Raw genomic sequence first — 15,976 nt, forward strand, 5'->3', positions numbered from 1 at the left:
ATGCACGCACCCCGGTGCTACCGCGCAGCTGCAAGGATTTCTACGAGACGCTGCGCACCGCCGTCCTTTGCGGTCAGGCCTGCGCCAAGGACATGGGCGCCATCGTTTTCCACGGCCTTTGGCAAGGGCTGGCGGTGCTGATCGCGCAGCCTCCCCCGCCGACGCATCGGCGGCTGGAATCACGGCCTACGGCTTCGGTCGCAGTGCACGATCGCCAGCTCGTGCACATGCTCGCCAACATGGTGCTGGCAGCAGAGACCCGAGGGAACCATGTCTACTGACATCGCCATAAAGGTTGACGCCGACCATCTGCGGCGTGATGCATTCCTCTACGTGCGTCAGTCCTCGCTTCGTCAGGTGTTCGAGAACACCGAGAGCACCAAGCGGCAATACGCCCTGCGCGATCGCGCCGTGGCGCTGGGCTGGCCGATCGAACGTGTCCACGTCATCGATAGCGACCTCGGCCTCTCCGGCGCGCAGTCGCAGGACCGCGACGGCTTCCAGCACCTGGTGAGCGAAGTGGCGATGGGACATGCAGGGATCGTGCTGGGGCTGGAAGTGTCGCGCCTGGCACGCAACAATGCCGACTGGCACCGTCTCCTTGAGCTGGCCGCCTTGTCGCGCACGCTCATCATGGACGAGGACGGCGTCTATGATCCGGCCTATTTCAACGACCGCATGCTGCTCGGCCTGAAGGGCACGATGAGCGAGGCCGAACTGCACATCCTGAAGTCGCGGCTGCAAGGCGGCATTCTCAACAAGGCGCGCCGCGGCGAACTCGAGATGCCGCTGCCGATCGGGTTGGTCTACACCCCTGACGCGCGGGTCGTGCTCGATCCCGACCGACAGATCCAGGACACGGTGCGGCTCCTGTTCGATACTTTCCGCCAGACCGGCTCGGCCTGCGCCGTCGTGCGCCGCCTGCGGGGCGAGAAGATCCTCTTTCCGCGGCGTATCCGTCGCGGCATCGGCAAGGGCGACGTCCTGTGGAACGAGATCGACCATTCCCGCGTGCTCCAGATCTTGCACAACCCGCGCTATGCCGGCGCCTTCGCCTATGGACGCACGCGCACCGCCTACAATGCCAAGCTGAAGCCCGTGCAACTGCGCGTGGCGAGATCCGACTGGCAGGTACTGATTCCCGACGCCCACGACGGCTACATTTCCTGGGCCGAATACGAACGCAATCAGGCAGCCCTGGAACAGAACGCCACCGGTTTTTCACCCGGCCTGCGTGGACGCATGCCCCGCCAGGGCAGCGGCCTGTTGCAGGGACGGCTGCTGTGCGGCCGCTGCGGTGCACGCATGCGGGTCCATTACGAGCCGTTCGAGGGGCGGCTGCGCCCATATTACGTCTGCAACGAAGCCGTCGTGCGACACGCCGGCAAACACTGCCAATGGGTGCGCGGTGCTCCGGTCGACGAGGCGGTGAGCGCGCTACTGCTGGAGGTAATGGCGCCGGCAGCGATCGATGTCGCGCTTGCCGTGCAGCAGGAGATCACCCAGCGCGTGGAGCAGGCCGCGGCGCTGCGCGGCACGCAGCTGCAACGCGCCCGCTATGAGGCTGAACTGGCCCGCCGGCGCTACCTGAAGGTCGATCCGGACAACCGCCTGGTCGCCGACGCGCTGGAAGCCGACTGGAACGCACGGCTGCGCGACCTCGACGCACTCCAGCGCGAGCACGAGCGCCAGAACGAGGCCGACCACTCGCTGCTGGACGAGCCAGCGCAGCAGCGCATCAGGGCGCTGACCGCCGATTTCCCGCGCATCTGGAACGACGAGCGCACCGGTGCCGTCGAACGCAAGCGCATGCTCGGCCTTCTCATCGAAGACGTGACGCTGCTCGTCGACGATGAGGTCAACATCAACATCCGTTGGCGCGGCGGGCGCACGCAGAGCCTGTCGGTGGCCAGACCTCGGCCTATGTCGGTGATACGCAAGACGCCGGCACAGGTCGTGGCGTTGATCAACGAGCTGCTGGAGGCCACCAACGACCGGCAGATCGCCGCTCGTCTCAACGAACTCGGGCATCGCAACTGGCGCGGCGAACCCTTCACGCCGAAGAAGGTCATGCTCGTGCGCCGCACCTATGGTTTGAAGAGCCGGTACGAACGGCTGCGCGAGGGCGGCATGCTCACCGGCGAGGAAGTAGCCCAGCAGCTCGGCGTATGCGAATCGACCGTTCACCAACTCGGGCGCAAAGGCACTCTCAAGCGTCATCGATACGCCAGCAACCATCGATACTTGTACGAACCGCCGGGCAACGTCAGACTCGAAAAAGGCGCCGGCAGTCGATATGGTGGCCGTCAACCCAGATTAATTGTCGCTCAACCACTCCAACAAGGTGCATCGTGATGTCCGCTCCTTTGCCTGCGGGGTATTGGCGCAGATGATGTCGATGTTGAGCTCATAAAGAGCCCGCCCGAACTGCGTCAGGCCGCTGGTTCTGTCCTTCTTGGAAGCATGGGTGGTGCGGAAGATGCCATGCTTGTCGCTGTAGAAGGCGATCGGCTTGCCCCATTGCTGCAAGTAGGCCTTCGTCGCGTGCAGATAGTCGAAGGTGTTCTCCGATCCGGCAAACCGCAGATGCAAGAGCTTGCCGGTGGCATCGTCGATATAGACGAGCAGGGCGCATTTGGGACCGCGGTTCTCGAACCACCAATGCAGCGAGCCATCGATCTGCACGAGTTCGCCGAAACAATCGCGCCGGCCGCGCGGCTGGAAGACCCGCTTCTTGCGCTCGCGTCGCGACACCCAGAGGCCGGCTTCCATCATCCACTGCCGCAGCGTCTCCTTGCTGACGGCAATCCGGTGGCGTTCGATGAGCTTCTCGGCCGCCAAGGTCGGTCCGAAATCCGCATAATGCTCCCGCACCAGGTCGAGCACCAGGTTGCGGAAATCCTCGCTGTGACGCCGGTTGCTCGGACGGCCGCGCTTCTTCGAGACGAGACCGTCGGCGCCGGCCTTGTCATAGGCCTGCAACAGCCGGTGCACCTGACTGCGGCTGAGACGAAGCAACGCGGCCGCCTCGACGACGGTCAGGCTGCGGCCGCGAATCCGCTGGATCAGTTCAAGACGATGCAATTCCTTCTGCGACATGGTGATCAAACAAGACATGACGACTCCGAACGCTCATGGTCTCAACCACGCTTCACGTCGCCAGTCTTCCTTCCAAACGTTGACGTTTGACCAGCATCCCAAGAGGCGACGACTGTCGCATCTCTAACTGGCTCATATGTCGCATCTCTAAAATGCCGTTACACACGAAAATCGCATAAGATAGATTATGGAACTAATCTATGTGGTTGCATATTGAGATATTACAACATAATCAAAGACTTGCCGTAAGATTCTAAGACCAGACGTTATGCCTCTTCCACGGTTGGCATATCGATCTCGAACTCCAGCCGCATCATGTCGTAAGCCGGCTCGACATGATCCGGCGTCTCGTCGCGCACAACATCATAATCCAGCGGCACGTGCATATGCGTCAGCACGGCGCGCTTCGGCTGCAGGCGTTCGATCCAGCCGAGCGATTGCACCAGCGACAGATGGCTCGGATGAAATTTGTACTGCAACGTATCGATGACCAGCAGATCGAGCCCCTCGAGCTTGCCGACGGTTTCGGTCGGAAAGTCGCTGACGTCGCTGCAATAGGCAAAATTGCCGACGCGGAAGCCCAGCGAATGAATGTTGCCGTGGAACTGCATCAATGGCTGGAATTCGATCGGTCCGCCGGCGCCGCGAACGCTAACCAGTGGAAGGTCCTCTGGAATGACGTGCGGCTCGACGATCGGCGGATAGCCGCTTCCAGGCGGCGATTCCAGGCAGTAACGGAAGCCGTCGCGAATCCGGCCCATGGTAAACGCGTCCGCCCAGATCGGCACACGCTTGCGATTTTCGATGACGAAGCCGCGCAGATCGTCGATCCCGTGTAGATGATCCGCATGCGCGTGGGTGTAAAGCACGGCATCGATATGGCGCACATTGGCAGCCACCATCTGGCTGCGGAAATCGGGACCGGTATCGATGACCACGGTCGTCCTGCCGCCGTCCGGCGCAATCTGCTCCACGAGCAGAGCGGCTCTCGAACGCCGATTGCGTGGGTTTGACGGATCGCAGGCGCCCCAATCGCCGGTGATGCGCGGCACCCCGGGCGAAGAGCCGCAGCCCAGGATGGTGAAGACCCGTTGGAACGCCATGTCATAGCCTCGGCATCTTGGCAAAGACACGCAAGGCGTTTTCCGTGGTGATTTCCGCAATCTCCTCCATGGAGACGCCAATGGATTCGGCCAGCACCTCGGCCGTGTGCGCAACATAGGCCGGTTCGTTACGCTTGCCGCGGAAAGGCTTCGGCGCCAGATAAGGCGCGTCCGTCTCGACAATCAGCCGATCGCGTGGAACCGTTTTGGCGATATCCCTCAGTTCCTGCGATTTCGGAAAGGTGAGAATTCCGGAAAAGGAGACATAGCCGCCGAGCTCGACGCCGACACGCGCCAGTTCCGCTCCCGAGGAAAAGCAATGCAGAAGGAAAGGGAAGGCACCCTTCCCCGCTTCCTCCGTCAGGATCGCAGCCATCTCCTCGTCCGCCGACCGGCTGTGAATGACGAGCGGCAAGCCGGTTTCGCGCGCCGCCGCTATGTGGCGATGCAAGCCTTCCACCTGTGCCTCGCGCGGCGCGTTGTCATAGAAATAGTCGAGGCCTGCTTCGCCGATTGCAACGACCTTGGGATGTGCCGACAGGCGCACGAGATCCGCCGTCGTGATATCCAGCTCTTCGTCGGCATTGTGCGGATGCGTGCCGACCGAGCAGAAGACGTTCTCGTATGTCTCGGCGATCGCCAATATCGTCTCGAACCGCTTTACCCGGGTCGAGATCGTCACCATCTGGGTCACGCCTGCCTGCCGGGCGCGCTCGATGATGGCGTCGCGTTCGGCGTCGAAGTCCGGAAAATCCAGATGGCAGTGCGTGTCGATCAGCATCGGTTCGCTCTCGCTTACGCTTCCGGCGCGATGTAGCGCGGGAAGACCGGCTTCGGCGCCTCGAGCGGCGTGCCTGACACAAGGCGGCCAGACTTGCCGAGATGGACGAAATCGCGTTTTTCCGCAGGAACCGCCACCAGATCCAGGAGCTTGCCCGCCGAATCCGGCATGAACGGCTGCAGAAGAATGGCGATCTGGCGCACGACCTCTGCCGTCACGTAGAGCACGGTCGCCATGCGTTCCGGATCGGTCTTCTTCAGCGCCCAGGGTTCCTGGCCGGCGAAATAGCGGTCCGTCTCCGAGACCACTGCGATAATGGCGGCGAGCGCACGGTGGATGAGCTGCCTGCCCATTTCCTCGCGCGTCGTCTCGATGAGCGCATCGGCGGCGGCGAGCATCGCTTCGTCCTCCTCCGTCAGCGGTCCGCAGGCAGGAATCTGGCCGTCGCAGTTCTTGACGATCATCGACAGCGAGCGGCTGGCGAGATTGCCGATGCCGTTGGCGAGGTCGGAGTTGATACGCGTCGCGATCCCCTCCTCGCTGTAGCTGCCGTCCTGACCGAAGGAGACCTCCCGCAGGAAGAAATAGCGGATCTGATCGAGGCCGAAATGCTCGACGAGGTTGAACGGGTCCACCACGTTGCCGAGCGATTTCGACATCTTCTCGCCCTTGTTGAGCAGGAAGCCGTGCGCGAAGACGCGCTTTGGCAGCGGCAGGCCGGCCGACATCAGGAAGGCCGGCCAGTAGACGGCATGGAAGCGGATGATGTCCTTGCCGATGACGTGGATGTTTGCCGGCCAGAACTTGGCCCGCGGCCCCGATGGATCGGTCAGATAGCCGGTCGCGGTCAGGTAATTCGTCAGCGCATCCACCCAGACATACATCACATGGGCCGGATCGTTCGGAACCCGGATGCCCCAGTCGAACGTCGTGCGCGAGACCGACAGATCCTTCAGACCGGACTTGACGAAGGAGATGACCTCGTTGCGCCGCTCGGACGGACCGATGAAATCCGGGTTGTCCTCGTAGTGCTTCAGGAGCTTGTCCTGATAGGCCGACAGGCGGAAGAAGTAGCTCTCCTCCTCCACCCACTCGACCGGCGTTCCCTGGGGCCCGTAGCGCACGCCGTCGTCGCGCAGTTCCGTCTCGTTTTCCTGGTAGTAGGCCTCGTCGCGGACGGAGTACCAGCCGGCATAGGAATCCTTGTAAAGATCGCCTGCCTCGCCCATGCGGATCCAGATCGCCTGCGATGCCTCGTGGTGGCGCTTCTCCGTCGTGCGGATGAAGTCGTCGTTCGATGCGTTGAGCACCTCAGCCATCTTTTCGAACTCGGCCGAGTTGCGGTCGGCAAGCTCCTGCGGCGAGACGCCTTCCTTCCGCGCCGTCTGCTGCATCTTCTGGCCGTGTTCGTCCGTTCCGGTCAGGAAGAAGACCTCGCGGCCGTCCAGCCTCTGGTAGCGCGCCATGGCGTCCGTCGCGATCAACTCATAGGCATGGCCGATATGCGGCTTGCCGTTGGGGTAAGAAATCGCAGTGGTGATGTAGAACGGCGACGTGTCTCTCATGGCGGGCTTCAATTTACCTCGGATCGGATACTACGGCTGCTCTTACCGCATCGCCTTTAGGTAGGGAACCGCTGCGCCCAGAAAAAGCCGGAGCTCGCCAACGCCGCCTTTCCCGAGAAGACCGTTGACATCCGCGCCGAGCTGGAACAAAACAAAAACACGAAGAGGGGAAATCCGTGTTGAACGATCTGAACGACAGATTCGAGAAGGCATCGGCTGCCTACGCGGTCGAACACTCCATCGTGCGTGATCCGGATTGGTACATTCTGAAGCTGCAGGAAGAACTGGGCGAACTCACCCAAGCATGGAACAAGGCGAGCGGCCGGGGCCGAAAACACGGTGCGCCGATCGAGGACCTGCGACGGTCGCTGGCGGATGAGACCGCCGATCTTCTCGGCCATGTCCTGCTATTCGCCCACAACAACGACATCGATCTTGCCGCGGCGATCGAGCGGAAGTGGAAATTCAGACCCGCCCTATAGGGCGTCCTTCAGGTCGTCGAGCAGTGACAGGATCGTCTGCTTGCGATCGAGATTGTACGCCTCGCTCAAGGTCAGGCGCTCGGTAAGGCTGCCGGAGAGCGTGGCGAACCGCTCGGCCCGGCCAATGTCGCCGGCAATGGCCGCCTCGCGCGCCAGGCGCATCACGCGTCCCATGAAGAGCGACGAGAAGAAATCGTAGATCGTTTCGCTGTCCTTCGCCGAAAGGATATCGGCGAGCTTGTGCACCTGCTTGCGAACGGCCGGCCCCTGCCCTGCAAGGACATCCTCGAAGGCGGCAGCGATATCGAGGCCGCCATAGTTGATCAGCTTCAGCGCCTCCGAGACGCTGCCGCTCGCCGCCGCGATAATTCCCTCGGCGTTTGGACCGGTCAGGTCGAAACCGAGATGGGCGAGCGCCAGGCGCATGGGCTCCGGCTCGAGCGGCTTCAGCCGCAGCGGCAGGCAGCGCGAACGGATCGTCGGCAGCAGTTTTCCCGGCGCGTGCGTCAGCACGAGGAACAGCGAGCGGCGCGGCGGCTCCTCGAGTATCTTCAGAATAGCGTTGGCCGCATTCCGGTTGAGGTCGTCGGCCGGATCGATGATGACGATGCGCCAGTTCCCCGTCCCCGACGTCTGCCCGAAAAACTTTCCGGCGCGCCGCACCTCGTCCACGGTGATCGCCCCCTTCGCCCTGCCGGTCTTCTCGTCGACGGGGCGCGCGAGGTGCAGCAGGTTGTGTGACGCACCGGAGGCAAGCTGGCGCGTCACGAGCGACGCCGGATCGGGGTCGCCGAGGTGCTCCGGCGCCTCTGCCGGCTCAGGATGGCTGAGCACATGATTGGCGAAGCGAAAGGCGAGCGTCGCCTTGCCGATGCCTTCCGGCCCTTCGATGAGGATCGCGTGGTGGCCCTTGCCAGACCTGTAGCTCTGGGCAAGGAAGGCTTCGGCTTCACGATGGCCGAAGAGCTTGCTGTTTTCCACGGGAGCGACCGCCCCCTCCAGAACGCCCGGACGTTCCATCGTCATGACGCCGCTTCCACCCTGGACGATTGCGGTTCGCCATCGCCCGGCAGCAGCGCCTCCACGAGCCTCAGCACCTCTGCCGCGATCACCTCCGGCGGAAGGGTCGCGTCGACGACGCGGCAACGCTCGGGATCGGCTTCGGCAATATCGAGGAAGGCTTCTCGGCGCTTCTCGTGCGTCTCCAGCTGTTCCTTCTCGAAGCGGTCGGGATCCACGTTGAGGGAACGTCGCCGGGCCCGTTCCAGTCCGGCCTCTGCAGGCAGATCGAAGATGATCGTCCGATCGGGAACGACGCCGTTGACGGCGACGCGCTCCAGGGTTTCGACGAAGCCGGGTTCAAGATTGCCGGTGACGCCCTGGTAGACGCGGGAGGAATCCATGAAGCGATCGCAGAGCACGATCCTCCCCTGCTGCAAAGCGGGACGGATGACTTCCTCGACATGGTCGCTGCGCGCCGCCGCGAAGAGAATCGCCTCCATGCGAACACCGAAGGATTCCGCCGCACCCGACAGCAAGACATGGCGCACCGCCTCCGCCCCGAGCGAGCCGCCAGGCTCACGGGTGGTCAGCACGTCATAGCCTCGGCCGCTGAGCGAATCGGCAAGAAGGCGCATCTGGGTCGACTTTCCCGCCCCTTCCCCACCCTCGAATGTTACGAACAAACCCTTTGTCGGCGACACAAGTTCTTCCAGATCGGCGTGCATATTGTTTCTGTTTAGCCGATTGATCTGGCGGAAGGAACCGCCAAGCGGCGCATTTGTCACAGCCAGAAGAACAGAAGTTCCTGCAGGGCATCGAGGGCGCGGCTGCTGAGCGTCCCGGAGCCGACTGCCTCGGCCGTCTTGACCGGAACTTCCCTCAAAAGCTTGTCGCCGTTCCAGAGCTTGACGACGCCCACTAGCTGACCGGCCGCCACTGGCGCCGTCAGCGGCCATTTATAGACGATCCTGGCCGTCAGCCGTTCCGGATTGTTGACCGGAAGCAACACATCGACGGGGCCGCCCGCGACGAGCGCGACATGCGACGCCGCGCCGCCATAGATGCTCGCTTCGCCGATCGTTTCGCCGTTGGCGAAGATTCGCCTCTTCTCGAAGTTCGTCATTGCCCAGTCGAGCACGCGGCGGCTTTCCTCCGTCCTCTCCTTGTCGGTTTCGAGGCCGCCCATCGCCAGATAGACCCGGCGGTCGCCGCGCTGCATCGAGGCGGCCAGCGAGAAGCCAAAGCCCTCGGCAAACCCCGTCGCCAATCCGTCAACGCCGACATTGGCGGCAATCAGCGGGTTCTTGTTGCGCTGCAGGATCTTGTTCCACTCGAACTCCGGCTGTGCGTAGAGGCGATAGAAATTCGCATGCGCCTCGCGCAGATGCCGCGACAACGTGACGAGTTCACGCATGGTGACCCTGTTTCCCGGGTCCGGGAGCCCCGTCGCGTTCTTGAAGGTCGCAACCGGCATGCCAAGGTCGCGCGCGCGTGCGTTCATGCGTTGCGCGAAGGCCGCCTCGCTGCCGGCCATGCCTTCGGCGAGGATGATGCAGGCGTCGTTTGCCAACTGGACGGTTGCGCCCTGAATGAGGTCGGCCACGCGAACCTGCGACTTGATCGCGGCGAACATCGTGGACGTCCCCGAGGGCGCCCCGCCCGTTCGCCAGGCATGTTCGGAAACCGGGAAAACCGCCTCCTGCGTCAGCTCACCTTTCTCCAGCGCCTCGAAGACCACCTCCATCGCCATCAGCTTGGCAAGCGAGGCCGGCGGCACGGGCTCGTCTTCGCCGCGCGCGAAGAGCACGGTCCCGGTTTCCGCATCGATGAGATAGATTTGCTTCGCCTTCGTATCGAAGGCTGGCGTTTGCGCCGCCGCCTCGCCCTGAACGATCGCCGCCAGGATGCCCACGATCGCGAACCACTTCATGCGCATGAGAAACTCCGGTTTCTACACGGGCATAGCAGTGCAGACACCCCCGTTCAACCGGCGTCGATAGGATCAGATGGCGCCTTCATGCCGCTTTGCATAGGCAAGGATCGATTCCGGCGTCAGCGGATTGGAATCGACCATGATCGCTTCGAAGGGCGACTCCTTGTCGCTGACCCGCACTTCGACATAGGCGGCAGCATAAGCCATGCTGCCGTCCGGCAGCGGGATCAATTCGGGCCTCTCGGTCGGGATCGGCCCGATCTCCGGCAGCAGCACGAATTCGGTCATGGCGCGCGGCGTCGGCAAGGCTTGCGCCGGCGCGGCAAGCGCATTCACCGGGACGCCTGTATCAAGCCTCGACTTGGCCGGAACAGTGACAGTGCCGAGGTCTTGAACCTGATTGCGCAGCGGCTCGTTCGAGGCGACCATGACACCCGTCGCGATTTGTCCTTCCGGCCTTACACCGGGGCTCCGATCGCCTTTGGTGACGTAGGACGCCATGAGATAGGGCATGTCATTGCCCTCGAGCGGGGCGCGGCCGACATATTGCACGCGAACCTTGGCGCTTCCCTTGCGCTTCATGTCCAGCATGTCCGCTGTCTTCGAGGATACATCGATGATCCGGCCATATTCATAGGGACCGCGATCGTTGACGCGCACGATGACCGACGTTCCGTTCTCCATGTTTGTGACGCGGGCATAGCTCGGCAGCGGGAAAGTCGGGTGCGCGGCCGAGAGGTGATACTTGTCGTAAACTTCGCCGTTCGCCGTCAGACGGCCATGGAAGGCCGACCCGTACCAGGAGGCCATTCCGGACTTGTTGTAGCCGAAATCCTCTTTCGGCTGATACCATTTGCCCTTGACCTGATAGGCCTTGCCCACCTGGTAACGGCCACCACCCTTTGGAATGTTGCGTCCTGTGGCGACCCGGGGGCTGGCTTTGACGCCATAGACGGATTCGGCGAAGTATTCCTTGCTTCGCGATTTGCTCGTCTTGACACTGGAAGCCGATCCGCAGGCGGCAAGCGCCGCGCACAGTAATGGAACGGCAGCGAGCCGTATTCCCCCCGCAAGGTATGCCGCTTTTCTATCGGATGTCATTTGTCCCACAAGATTATTCGCAGTGCCGCACTCGAAATGACCGCTCTAGCCCCCGCGGACATTTCGGCGTTCCGAAACGGAACAATCAAAGTAATCATGACAACAACAAGGCGAAATTGCGAATTGGATGGCGAAGGCGGGCTGGAAATCTCGCGCTATGGTTTAAGAAGGGTAAATATCGATCAGAGAAAAGCCGTGTCCGAATTGATTCTCGAACTCGATCGATATGCGCCTCGCACTCACGAGAAGAACACTTATCGCTAACAAACGACGGATTTTGAGAGATGAAATTTCCTTTGAAAACGGTCTTGATTCTTGCCCTGCCTGCGCTGGCTTTATCAGACGCGGCTCGGGCGGAAACGATTGAGCTGTCGAAGATCGATCGCAAGACTGAGCTCCACATTCAGCGCGGCAACACGAAGCAGAGCGTTCAGTGTTTCGCTTACATACTGAAGGACTTCCAGGACCGAAAAATCCGCAAGTCAGACATCTACGTTACATTCGACGATCCGAACATCGACGGCATTGGCGTCGGCATAGCCGAGACGGACGAGAACTACACTTGCGAAGCCGGCGAACTCCGCGCCTGGGAAGCGGGCGAGTACCGGGCCGTGAAGAGATTCTAGTACGAGATCGTTATGTCGTCGCTCCGAACTCGCGGCGATCACCGGACCGGCGAGCCATGCCGTGCCCGGGAGGCAGGCCAATGCCGCCGGCAGGTTGACGCCGCCATCAGGCAGGCTATAAAACCTTCCAAGTGACGAATTGGTAGCAATCCGGTAGCAAAGGCGAAAACCACCGCTCTGCCACAACACGGATACCTTGTAAATTCAGTCGCTTGGAGGAGTGTCCGAGTGGTTTAAGGAACCGGTCTTGAAAACCGGCGTGCGTGAAAGCGTACCGTGGGTTCGAATCCCACCTCCTCCGCCAAAAGCGAAAAGTGTTACCCATGTCTCCGGTACAAAACGTCACCTATCTCTCGGGCCGGGCAGCGGGATTGTCGTTGATGTCGCTCCCTTCAAGCCCATGTCCTAATTTGTTGCACATCGACACAAGTATTCAAACGGCGGGCTCCATCGGCCGCGAGATGTCGCCGCCCATGCGGAGAGCGCGGACGTGTCCGGATTCGACCAGATCGCTATCGACAATGTTTGCGAGAGCAAGACGGCTTTGGATGAGTTTCTGACCGCCGACATCCTCGTCCTCGGTGTTCCCTTCTACAATTCGGTGCCAAGTTCGCTCAAGGCCATCATTTCCGCTCTCCTAGTGATGAGCAATCGTTTCGCGCCGGAGAAATATGGTCGCTGGAACAGCAACACTAGACGACATTTTGGCGACCCGGAGCTGCGGATCGCGCGACGCTGGCGCGTGCGGCGCATTCCGGAAGGCGAGCAACGTCGAGTGAGAGCGAGAGTTGGCGCGCGATGGCCGCCTAACATTGTCAGGCGGCCTCTGCGCGAAAGAGATGCCGCAATAGACTGCAACGCGTTGGAATCGTCGCGTGCTTGTCAGGTTGAGGAAAGCGGCAGCATCTCGAATGCGCTTCCCGCGCGCCTATTTAGTCGAAGCGGATCCAGAGCCCGCCGCAACTTATATCCCGGCATACCATTCATAACCGCGGTCTTCCCAGAACCCGCCACTACCGCCATAAAGTTGGCCGAGGTCGGCGACCGCTTCGATGCGGGTCAGATATTTCGCCTGCTTGTAACCGAGCTGCCGCTCGACCCTGAGTCTCAGCGGGGCACCATGCGCCACTTCCAGGTCGCGGTCGTTCATCGCGTAGGCGAGGATCGTCTGCGGATGGAAGGCATCAACCAGATCGATACTCTCGTAGTACCAGCCGCTGCCGTCCAAGGTCTTTTCGTATTCGTCGGCGCAATGGAAGACGATGTAGCGCGCCTCGGGCTTCAGTCCGACCGATTGCAGCAAGGCGCCGAGCGGCAAGCCCGTCCATTTGCCGATCGCGCTCCAGCCTTCGACGCAGTCATGCCTGGTGATCTGCGTGCGCGATGACATCGCCTTCAACTGCGCGAGCGAGAACTGCGCCGACCTCCAGTCTCCAGGTCGAGAACTGCCGGCTCATCCAGTCGAGATATCGCGGATTGTCCGGCATGCTGGTGCCGTTCGAGCGAAAGACCGGCGAGAGATCCGCTTCGCCGAATTCACGGGCCAGCGCGTCATCGCCGAGCAGGAAGCGCTGCGCCGTCATGGTGAGACCCTCGGCGATCTTCAAAATCGATCTCGTCCGGTCGCTTTCGACCAATGCGTCGCAGCCGCTCAAGCCCAGCGCGGAAGCGGTCAGGGTCGAACCGATCAGGAAGCGGCGGCGGGTCATGAGGCGGCTCATTGTCTGTCTCCCTGTTCGATGGCGTAGTAGCCGGTGATCATCGAACGCAGATTGTTGAAGACACCCGACAGGATCACCATGGCGACATGCACCACGACGAAGGCGACGAGCGAGAAGGCAGTCAGGAAATGGAGAGTGCGCGCCGATTGCCGTCCGCCGAAGACATCGAGCAGCCAGGGCGCCACGGCATTGAAGCCCGGCGACATGGTGAGCCCCGTCGCGATCATCAACGGCAGCAGCAGGAAGATCACCACGAGATAGGTCAGCTTCTGCAGCGTGTTGTAATGCCGTGCCTCCGGTCCCTTCGGAAAGCGCAGCCGCGCATGGTTGACGGCTTCATGGGCCAGATGAGCGAGCGTCAATTCATTGGCGGTCGGAGCGAAATCCCGGCGGAAATGTCGGCTGAGCAGCCCATGGACGAGATAGACAAGGCCGTTGAGGACGAAGAGCCAGGCAAAAAAGAAGTGCCAATGTCGGCCGGTCGACAGGTCTTGATAGCTTGGAAGGGTGAGCCAGCTTGGAAAACCCCGCGCCGTCGCCGCGCCGTCGACATTCGAGAGCCCAAGGAAGCCGGTCGTATCGAAGGTGAGTGAACCGATGTGCGTCAGTCCCTTTACCTCGTTGCCGTCTTCGACCGCCTCCGTGGAGATGAAGGACGGATCGTTGTCGGCGCCATACTGGCCCCAATAGAGCGCCGGATGAGCATTGAATATCTGCAGACCACTGAACAGCAGCACGGTGAGGCAAAGCACGTTCATCCAATGCGACAGGCGTACAGCAAGGCTGTGGCGGTAGATGAGCCTGCGGCCGGTTTCCCTACCGGCATCGATCGTCGCCATGATTGTTCTCCGGATGAATGGAAGTTTCGCGAGGAGAAGACGCGGCCGCCGCGGATAAAGTTTCAGCGGCCGCGCAGATGCAAAAGCGCTTACTTCATGGCGTCGCAGGCCTTCATCATGTCGGCCTTTTTCATCGCGTCCTTTTCCATGCCGGCCTTGTGCATGCAGTCCGTCTTGGTGCTCGACTTCATGGCATCCTTCGACATCGCGCTGTTCTGCATATTGTCCGTCTTCATCGCATCGGACTTCATGGCGTCCTCAGCCGACGCTGCACCGGCGAGGGAAAGGCCGACGACGAACATGCAGGCTGCAAGGCTGGAAAGAAGCTTGGTCATGGAATTCTCCTGGAACGGTATTGTCGTGTCCGCCGGCTGCCTGCCGATGGCTCACAGCTACCCGTTCGAGAGAGCGTCGACATGCGTTACAGCCTCACACGCATGTGATAGATCCGTGATGCCAAACATTTCTTGATCTGCCCTGTAACCGATTGGCTGCTTCTTCGAATGAACTCTCTGACAACATGACGACCGCTCATTCGGAAGAAGCCCTGAAAGCATTGATGCTTCTGTCCCTTGACGGGGACGAGGCGGCCTATCGGCGTTTGCTGACGGCTTTGCGCGCGCTGCTTGTCGGTTACTACGGCCGCCGGATGGCTGCGGCGACGAAAGCGGATATGGAAGACCTGGTCCAGGAGACGTTGCTGGCACTGCATTTTCGCCGGTCCACCTATGACCGGGAAAGACCGTTCACGACCTGGTTCTTCTCGATCGCCCGCTACAAGCTGATCGACCATCATCGCGGCCGCGGGCGGCGCAGACTGGCCGAGACCGAGCTTGGCGAAGAGACCGAAAGCGACTTCAGCGAAGATACGCTAACCGCTCGCATGGATGTCGAGCGGTTGCTCGACGGGTTGCCGCCGAAACAGCAGGAGCTGATCCGGCAGGTGAAACTGGAGGGCCAGTCGGTCGCCGACACCGCAAACCGCACCGGCCAGTCTGAATCGGCGGTGAAAGTCAGCATCCACCGGGCGCTCAAGGCGCTCGGAGAGAGATTGCGAGGCGCATCGTGAGAAAGACGGACGACATCATCGAAAGCCTGGTCAGCGATCTGAAGCCGGTGCCGCGCCATGCGCTACGGCGCCGCTTCGTGCTCGGCATATTGCCCGCCCTCGGGCTCTCCCTGCTTTTGATGCTGGCCATTCTCGGGCTGCGGGTCGATATGCCCGAAGTGCTGATGCTGCCGGTCTTCTGGATCAAGTCGACCTATAATGCACTGATCGCCTCGGCGGCTGTCCTCGCCGTCTACCGGCTTTCCCGCCCCGAAGGTACTGAGGGACGATTCTTCGTTCGAATCGCCTCGATCTTCGCCGCCATGGCCGTGGCCGCAGCCGTCCAGCTCATGACGGCGCCAATCGAGAGCTACCCGCAGCTGATCCTCGGCTCCTCGGCGCTCCATTGCCCGCTGCTCATCTTCGGCTTCGCGATGCCCGTTTATGCCGGCACGACTTGGGCACTACGCAGCGCGGCACCCACGGACCTGCGGCTAACGGGGTTCGTTGCCGGGATTGCTGCGGGGGCAGCCGGCGCCTGGGTCTACTCCTGGTTCTGCACCGAAAACGGCATGCCGTTCGTGCTAATCTGGTACTCCCTGGGTATCCTGCTGACCGGCGCGCTCGGCGTCTTCACCGGTCCTCGCCTGCTTCGTTGGTAGTTTCGGCCACCGTC

General features: G+C 61.7%; 15 protein-coding genes, 1 tRNA gene and 2 pseudogenes. 7 read left to right on the plus strand and 11 right to left on the minus strand.

Going from position 1 to position 15,976, the window contains the following annotated elements; translation table 11 throughout:
• Window positions 1–14 precede the first annotated feature (14 nt).
• Both NGR_RS33175 and NGR_RS19250 read left to right on the plus strand, forming a co-directional pair.
• Window positions 15–281 (plus strand): transposase, encoded by a 267-nt coding sequence (locus NGR_RS33175; RefSeq protein ID WP_010875069.1) that lies wholly within the window; start codon window positions 15–17, stop codon window positions 279–281.
• Window positions 271–2,355, plus strand: coding sequence for a recombinase family protein (locus NGR_RS19250; protein ID WP_010875070.1), 2,085 nt, complete (start codon window positions 271–273; stop codon window positions 2,353–2,355). Before NGR_RS33175 ends, NGR_RS19250 begins: the two co-directional genes overlap by 11 nt.
• Here the strand turns inward: NGR_RS19250 and NGR_RS19255 are convergent.
• The 4 genes and pseudogenes from NGR_RS19255 to metG form a co-directional block, all read right to left on the minus strand.
• A pseudogene (locus NGR_RS19255) lies at window positions 2,350–3,117 on the minus strand (ISNCY family transposase); the annotation flags it as partial. The gene NGR_RS19250 and the pseudogene NGR_RS19255 overlap by 6 nt on opposite strands.
• A 248-nt stretch (window positions 3,118–3,365) precedes the next feature.
• The gene (locus NGR_RS19260; protein WP_012708137.1) at window positions 3,366–4,202 is read right to left on the minus strand and encodes an MBL fold metallo-hydrolase; all 837 of its coding nucleotides are present in this window, start codon (window positions 4,200–4,202) and stop codon (window positions 3,366–3,368) included.
• Between the two features lies 1 nt (window position 4,203).
• Complete coding sequence (locus NGR_RS19265) at window positions 4,204–4,983, minus strand: TatD family hydrolase (RefSeq protein ID WP_012708138.1); 780 nt, start codon at window positions 4,981–4,983, stop codon at window positions 4,204–4,206.
• 14 nt (window positions 4,984–4,997) lie between these two features.
• Window positions 4,998–6,548, minus strand: a complete 1,551-nt coding sequence (metG, locus tag NGR_RS19270; RefSeq protein ID WP_012708139.1) for a methionine--tRNA ligase — start codon at window positions 6,546–6,548, stop codon at window positions 4,998–5,000.
• A gap of 176 nt (window positions 6,549–6,724) precedes the next feature.
• Here metG and NGR_RS19275 point away from each other — a divergent pair, with 176 nt between their 5' ends.
• The gene (locus NGR_RS19275) at window positions 6,725–7,030 is read left to right on the plus strand and encodes a MazG nucleotide pyrophosphohydrolase domain-containing protein (protein ID WP_164924336.1); all 306 of its coding nucleotides are present in this window, start codon (window positions 6,725–6,727) and stop codon (window positions 7,028–7,030) included.
• Here NGR_RS19275 and NGR_RS19280 read toward each other — a convergent pair.
• From NGR_RS19280 to NGR_RS19295, 4 genes are all read right to left on the minus strand, one after another.
• Window positions 7,025–8,056 (minus strand): DNA polymerase III subunit delta', encoded by a 1,032-nt coding sequence (locus NGR_RS19280; protein ID WP_012708141.1) that lies wholly within the window; start codon window positions 8,054–8,056, stop codon window positions 7,025–7,027. The genes NGR_RS19275 and NGR_RS19280 overlap by 6 nt on opposite strands.
• Window positions 8,053–8,757 (minus strand): dTMP kinase, encoded by a 705-nt coding sequence (gene tmk, locus NGR_RS19285; RefSeq protein WP_012708142.1) that lies wholly within the window; start codon window positions 8,755–8,757, stop codon window positions 8,053–8,055. The genes NGR_RS19280 and tmk overlap by 4 nt, the downstream gene beginning before the upstream one ends.
• A gap of 56 nt (window positions 8,758–8,813) precedes the next feature.
• On the minus strand, window positions 8,814–9,968 hold the full coding sequence (locus NGR_RS19290) for a D-alanyl-D-alanine carboxypeptidase family protein (protein ID WP_012708143.1): 1,155 nt from the start codon (window positions 9,966–9,968) through the stop codon (window positions 8,814–8,816).
• A gap of 66 nt (window positions 9,969–10,034) precedes the next feature.
• Complete coding sequence (locus NGR_RS19295; protein ID WP_164924337.1) at window positions 10,035–11,066, minus strand: septal ring lytic transglycosylase RlpA family protein; 1,032 nt, start codon at window positions 11,064–11,066, stop codon at window positions 10,035–10,037.
• Between the two features lie 296 nt (window positions 11,067–11,362).
• Here NGR_RS19295 and NGR_RS19300 point away from each other — a divergent pair, with 296 nt between their 5' ends.
• Entirely contained in the window at window positions 11,363–11,692 is a 330-nt protein-coding gene (locus NGR_RS19300; protein ID WP_012708145.1) for a hypothetical protein, read from the plus strand.
• 214 nt (window positions 11,693–11,906) lie between these two features.
• Window positions 11,907–11,996 (plus strand) — tRNA-Ser (locus tag NGR_RS19305).
• 660 nt (window positions 11,997–12,656) lie between these two features.
• Here NGR_RS19305 and NGR_RS19310 read toward each other — a convergent pair.
• From NGR_RS19310 to NGR_RS19320, 3 genes and pseudogenes are all read right to left on the minus strand, one after another.
• Window positions 12,657–13,413: pseudogene (locus tag NGR_RS19310) on the minus strand (molybdopterin-dependent oxidoreductase).
• Entirely contained in the window at window positions 13,410–14,252 is an 843-nt protein-coding gene (locus NGR_RS19315) for a cytochrome b/b6 domain-containing protein (protein WP_012708148.1), read from the minus strand. The pseudogene NGR_RS19310 and the gene NGR_RS19315 overlap by 4 nt, the downstream one beginning before the upstream one ends.
• A gap of 89 nt (window positions 14,253–14,341) precedes the next feature.
• Window positions 14,342–14,587 carry a pentapeptide MXKDX repeat protein gene (locus NGR_RS19320; protein ID WP_012708149.1) on the minus strand — a complete coding sequence of 82 codons (246 nt, stop codon included), beginning with the start codon at window positions 14,585–14,587 and terminating at the stop codon, window positions 14,342–14,344.
• Window positions 14,588–14,772: 185 nt separating this feature from the next.
• On the opposite strand from NGR_RS19320, the gene NGR_RS19325 reads away from it, so the two are divergent.
• Both NGR_RS19325 and NGR_RS19330 read left to right on the plus strand, forming a co-directional pair.
• Window positions 14,773–15,321 carry a sigma-70 family RNA polymerase sigma factor gene (locus NGR_RS19325; protein WP_164924338.1) on the plus strand — a complete coding sequence of 183 codons (549 nt, stop codon included), beginning with the start codon at window positions 14,773–14,775 and terminating at the stop codon, window positions 15,319–15,321.
• A complete protein-coding gene (locus NGR_RS19330) occupies window positions 15,318–15,962 on the plus strand; it encodes an NrsF family protein (protein ID WP_012708151.1) in 645 nt (214 codons plus the stop codon). Before NGR_RS19325 ends, NGR_RS19330 begins: the two co-directional genes overlap by 4 nt.
• Window positions 15,963–15,976: the final 14 nt, after the last annotated feature.

Source organism: Sinorhizobium fredii NGR234 (assembly GCF_000018545.1).
GTDB classification, from domain to species: Bacteria; Pseudomonadota; Alphaproteobacteria; order Rhizobiales; family Rhizobiaceae; genus Sinorhizobium; species Sinorhizobium fredii_A.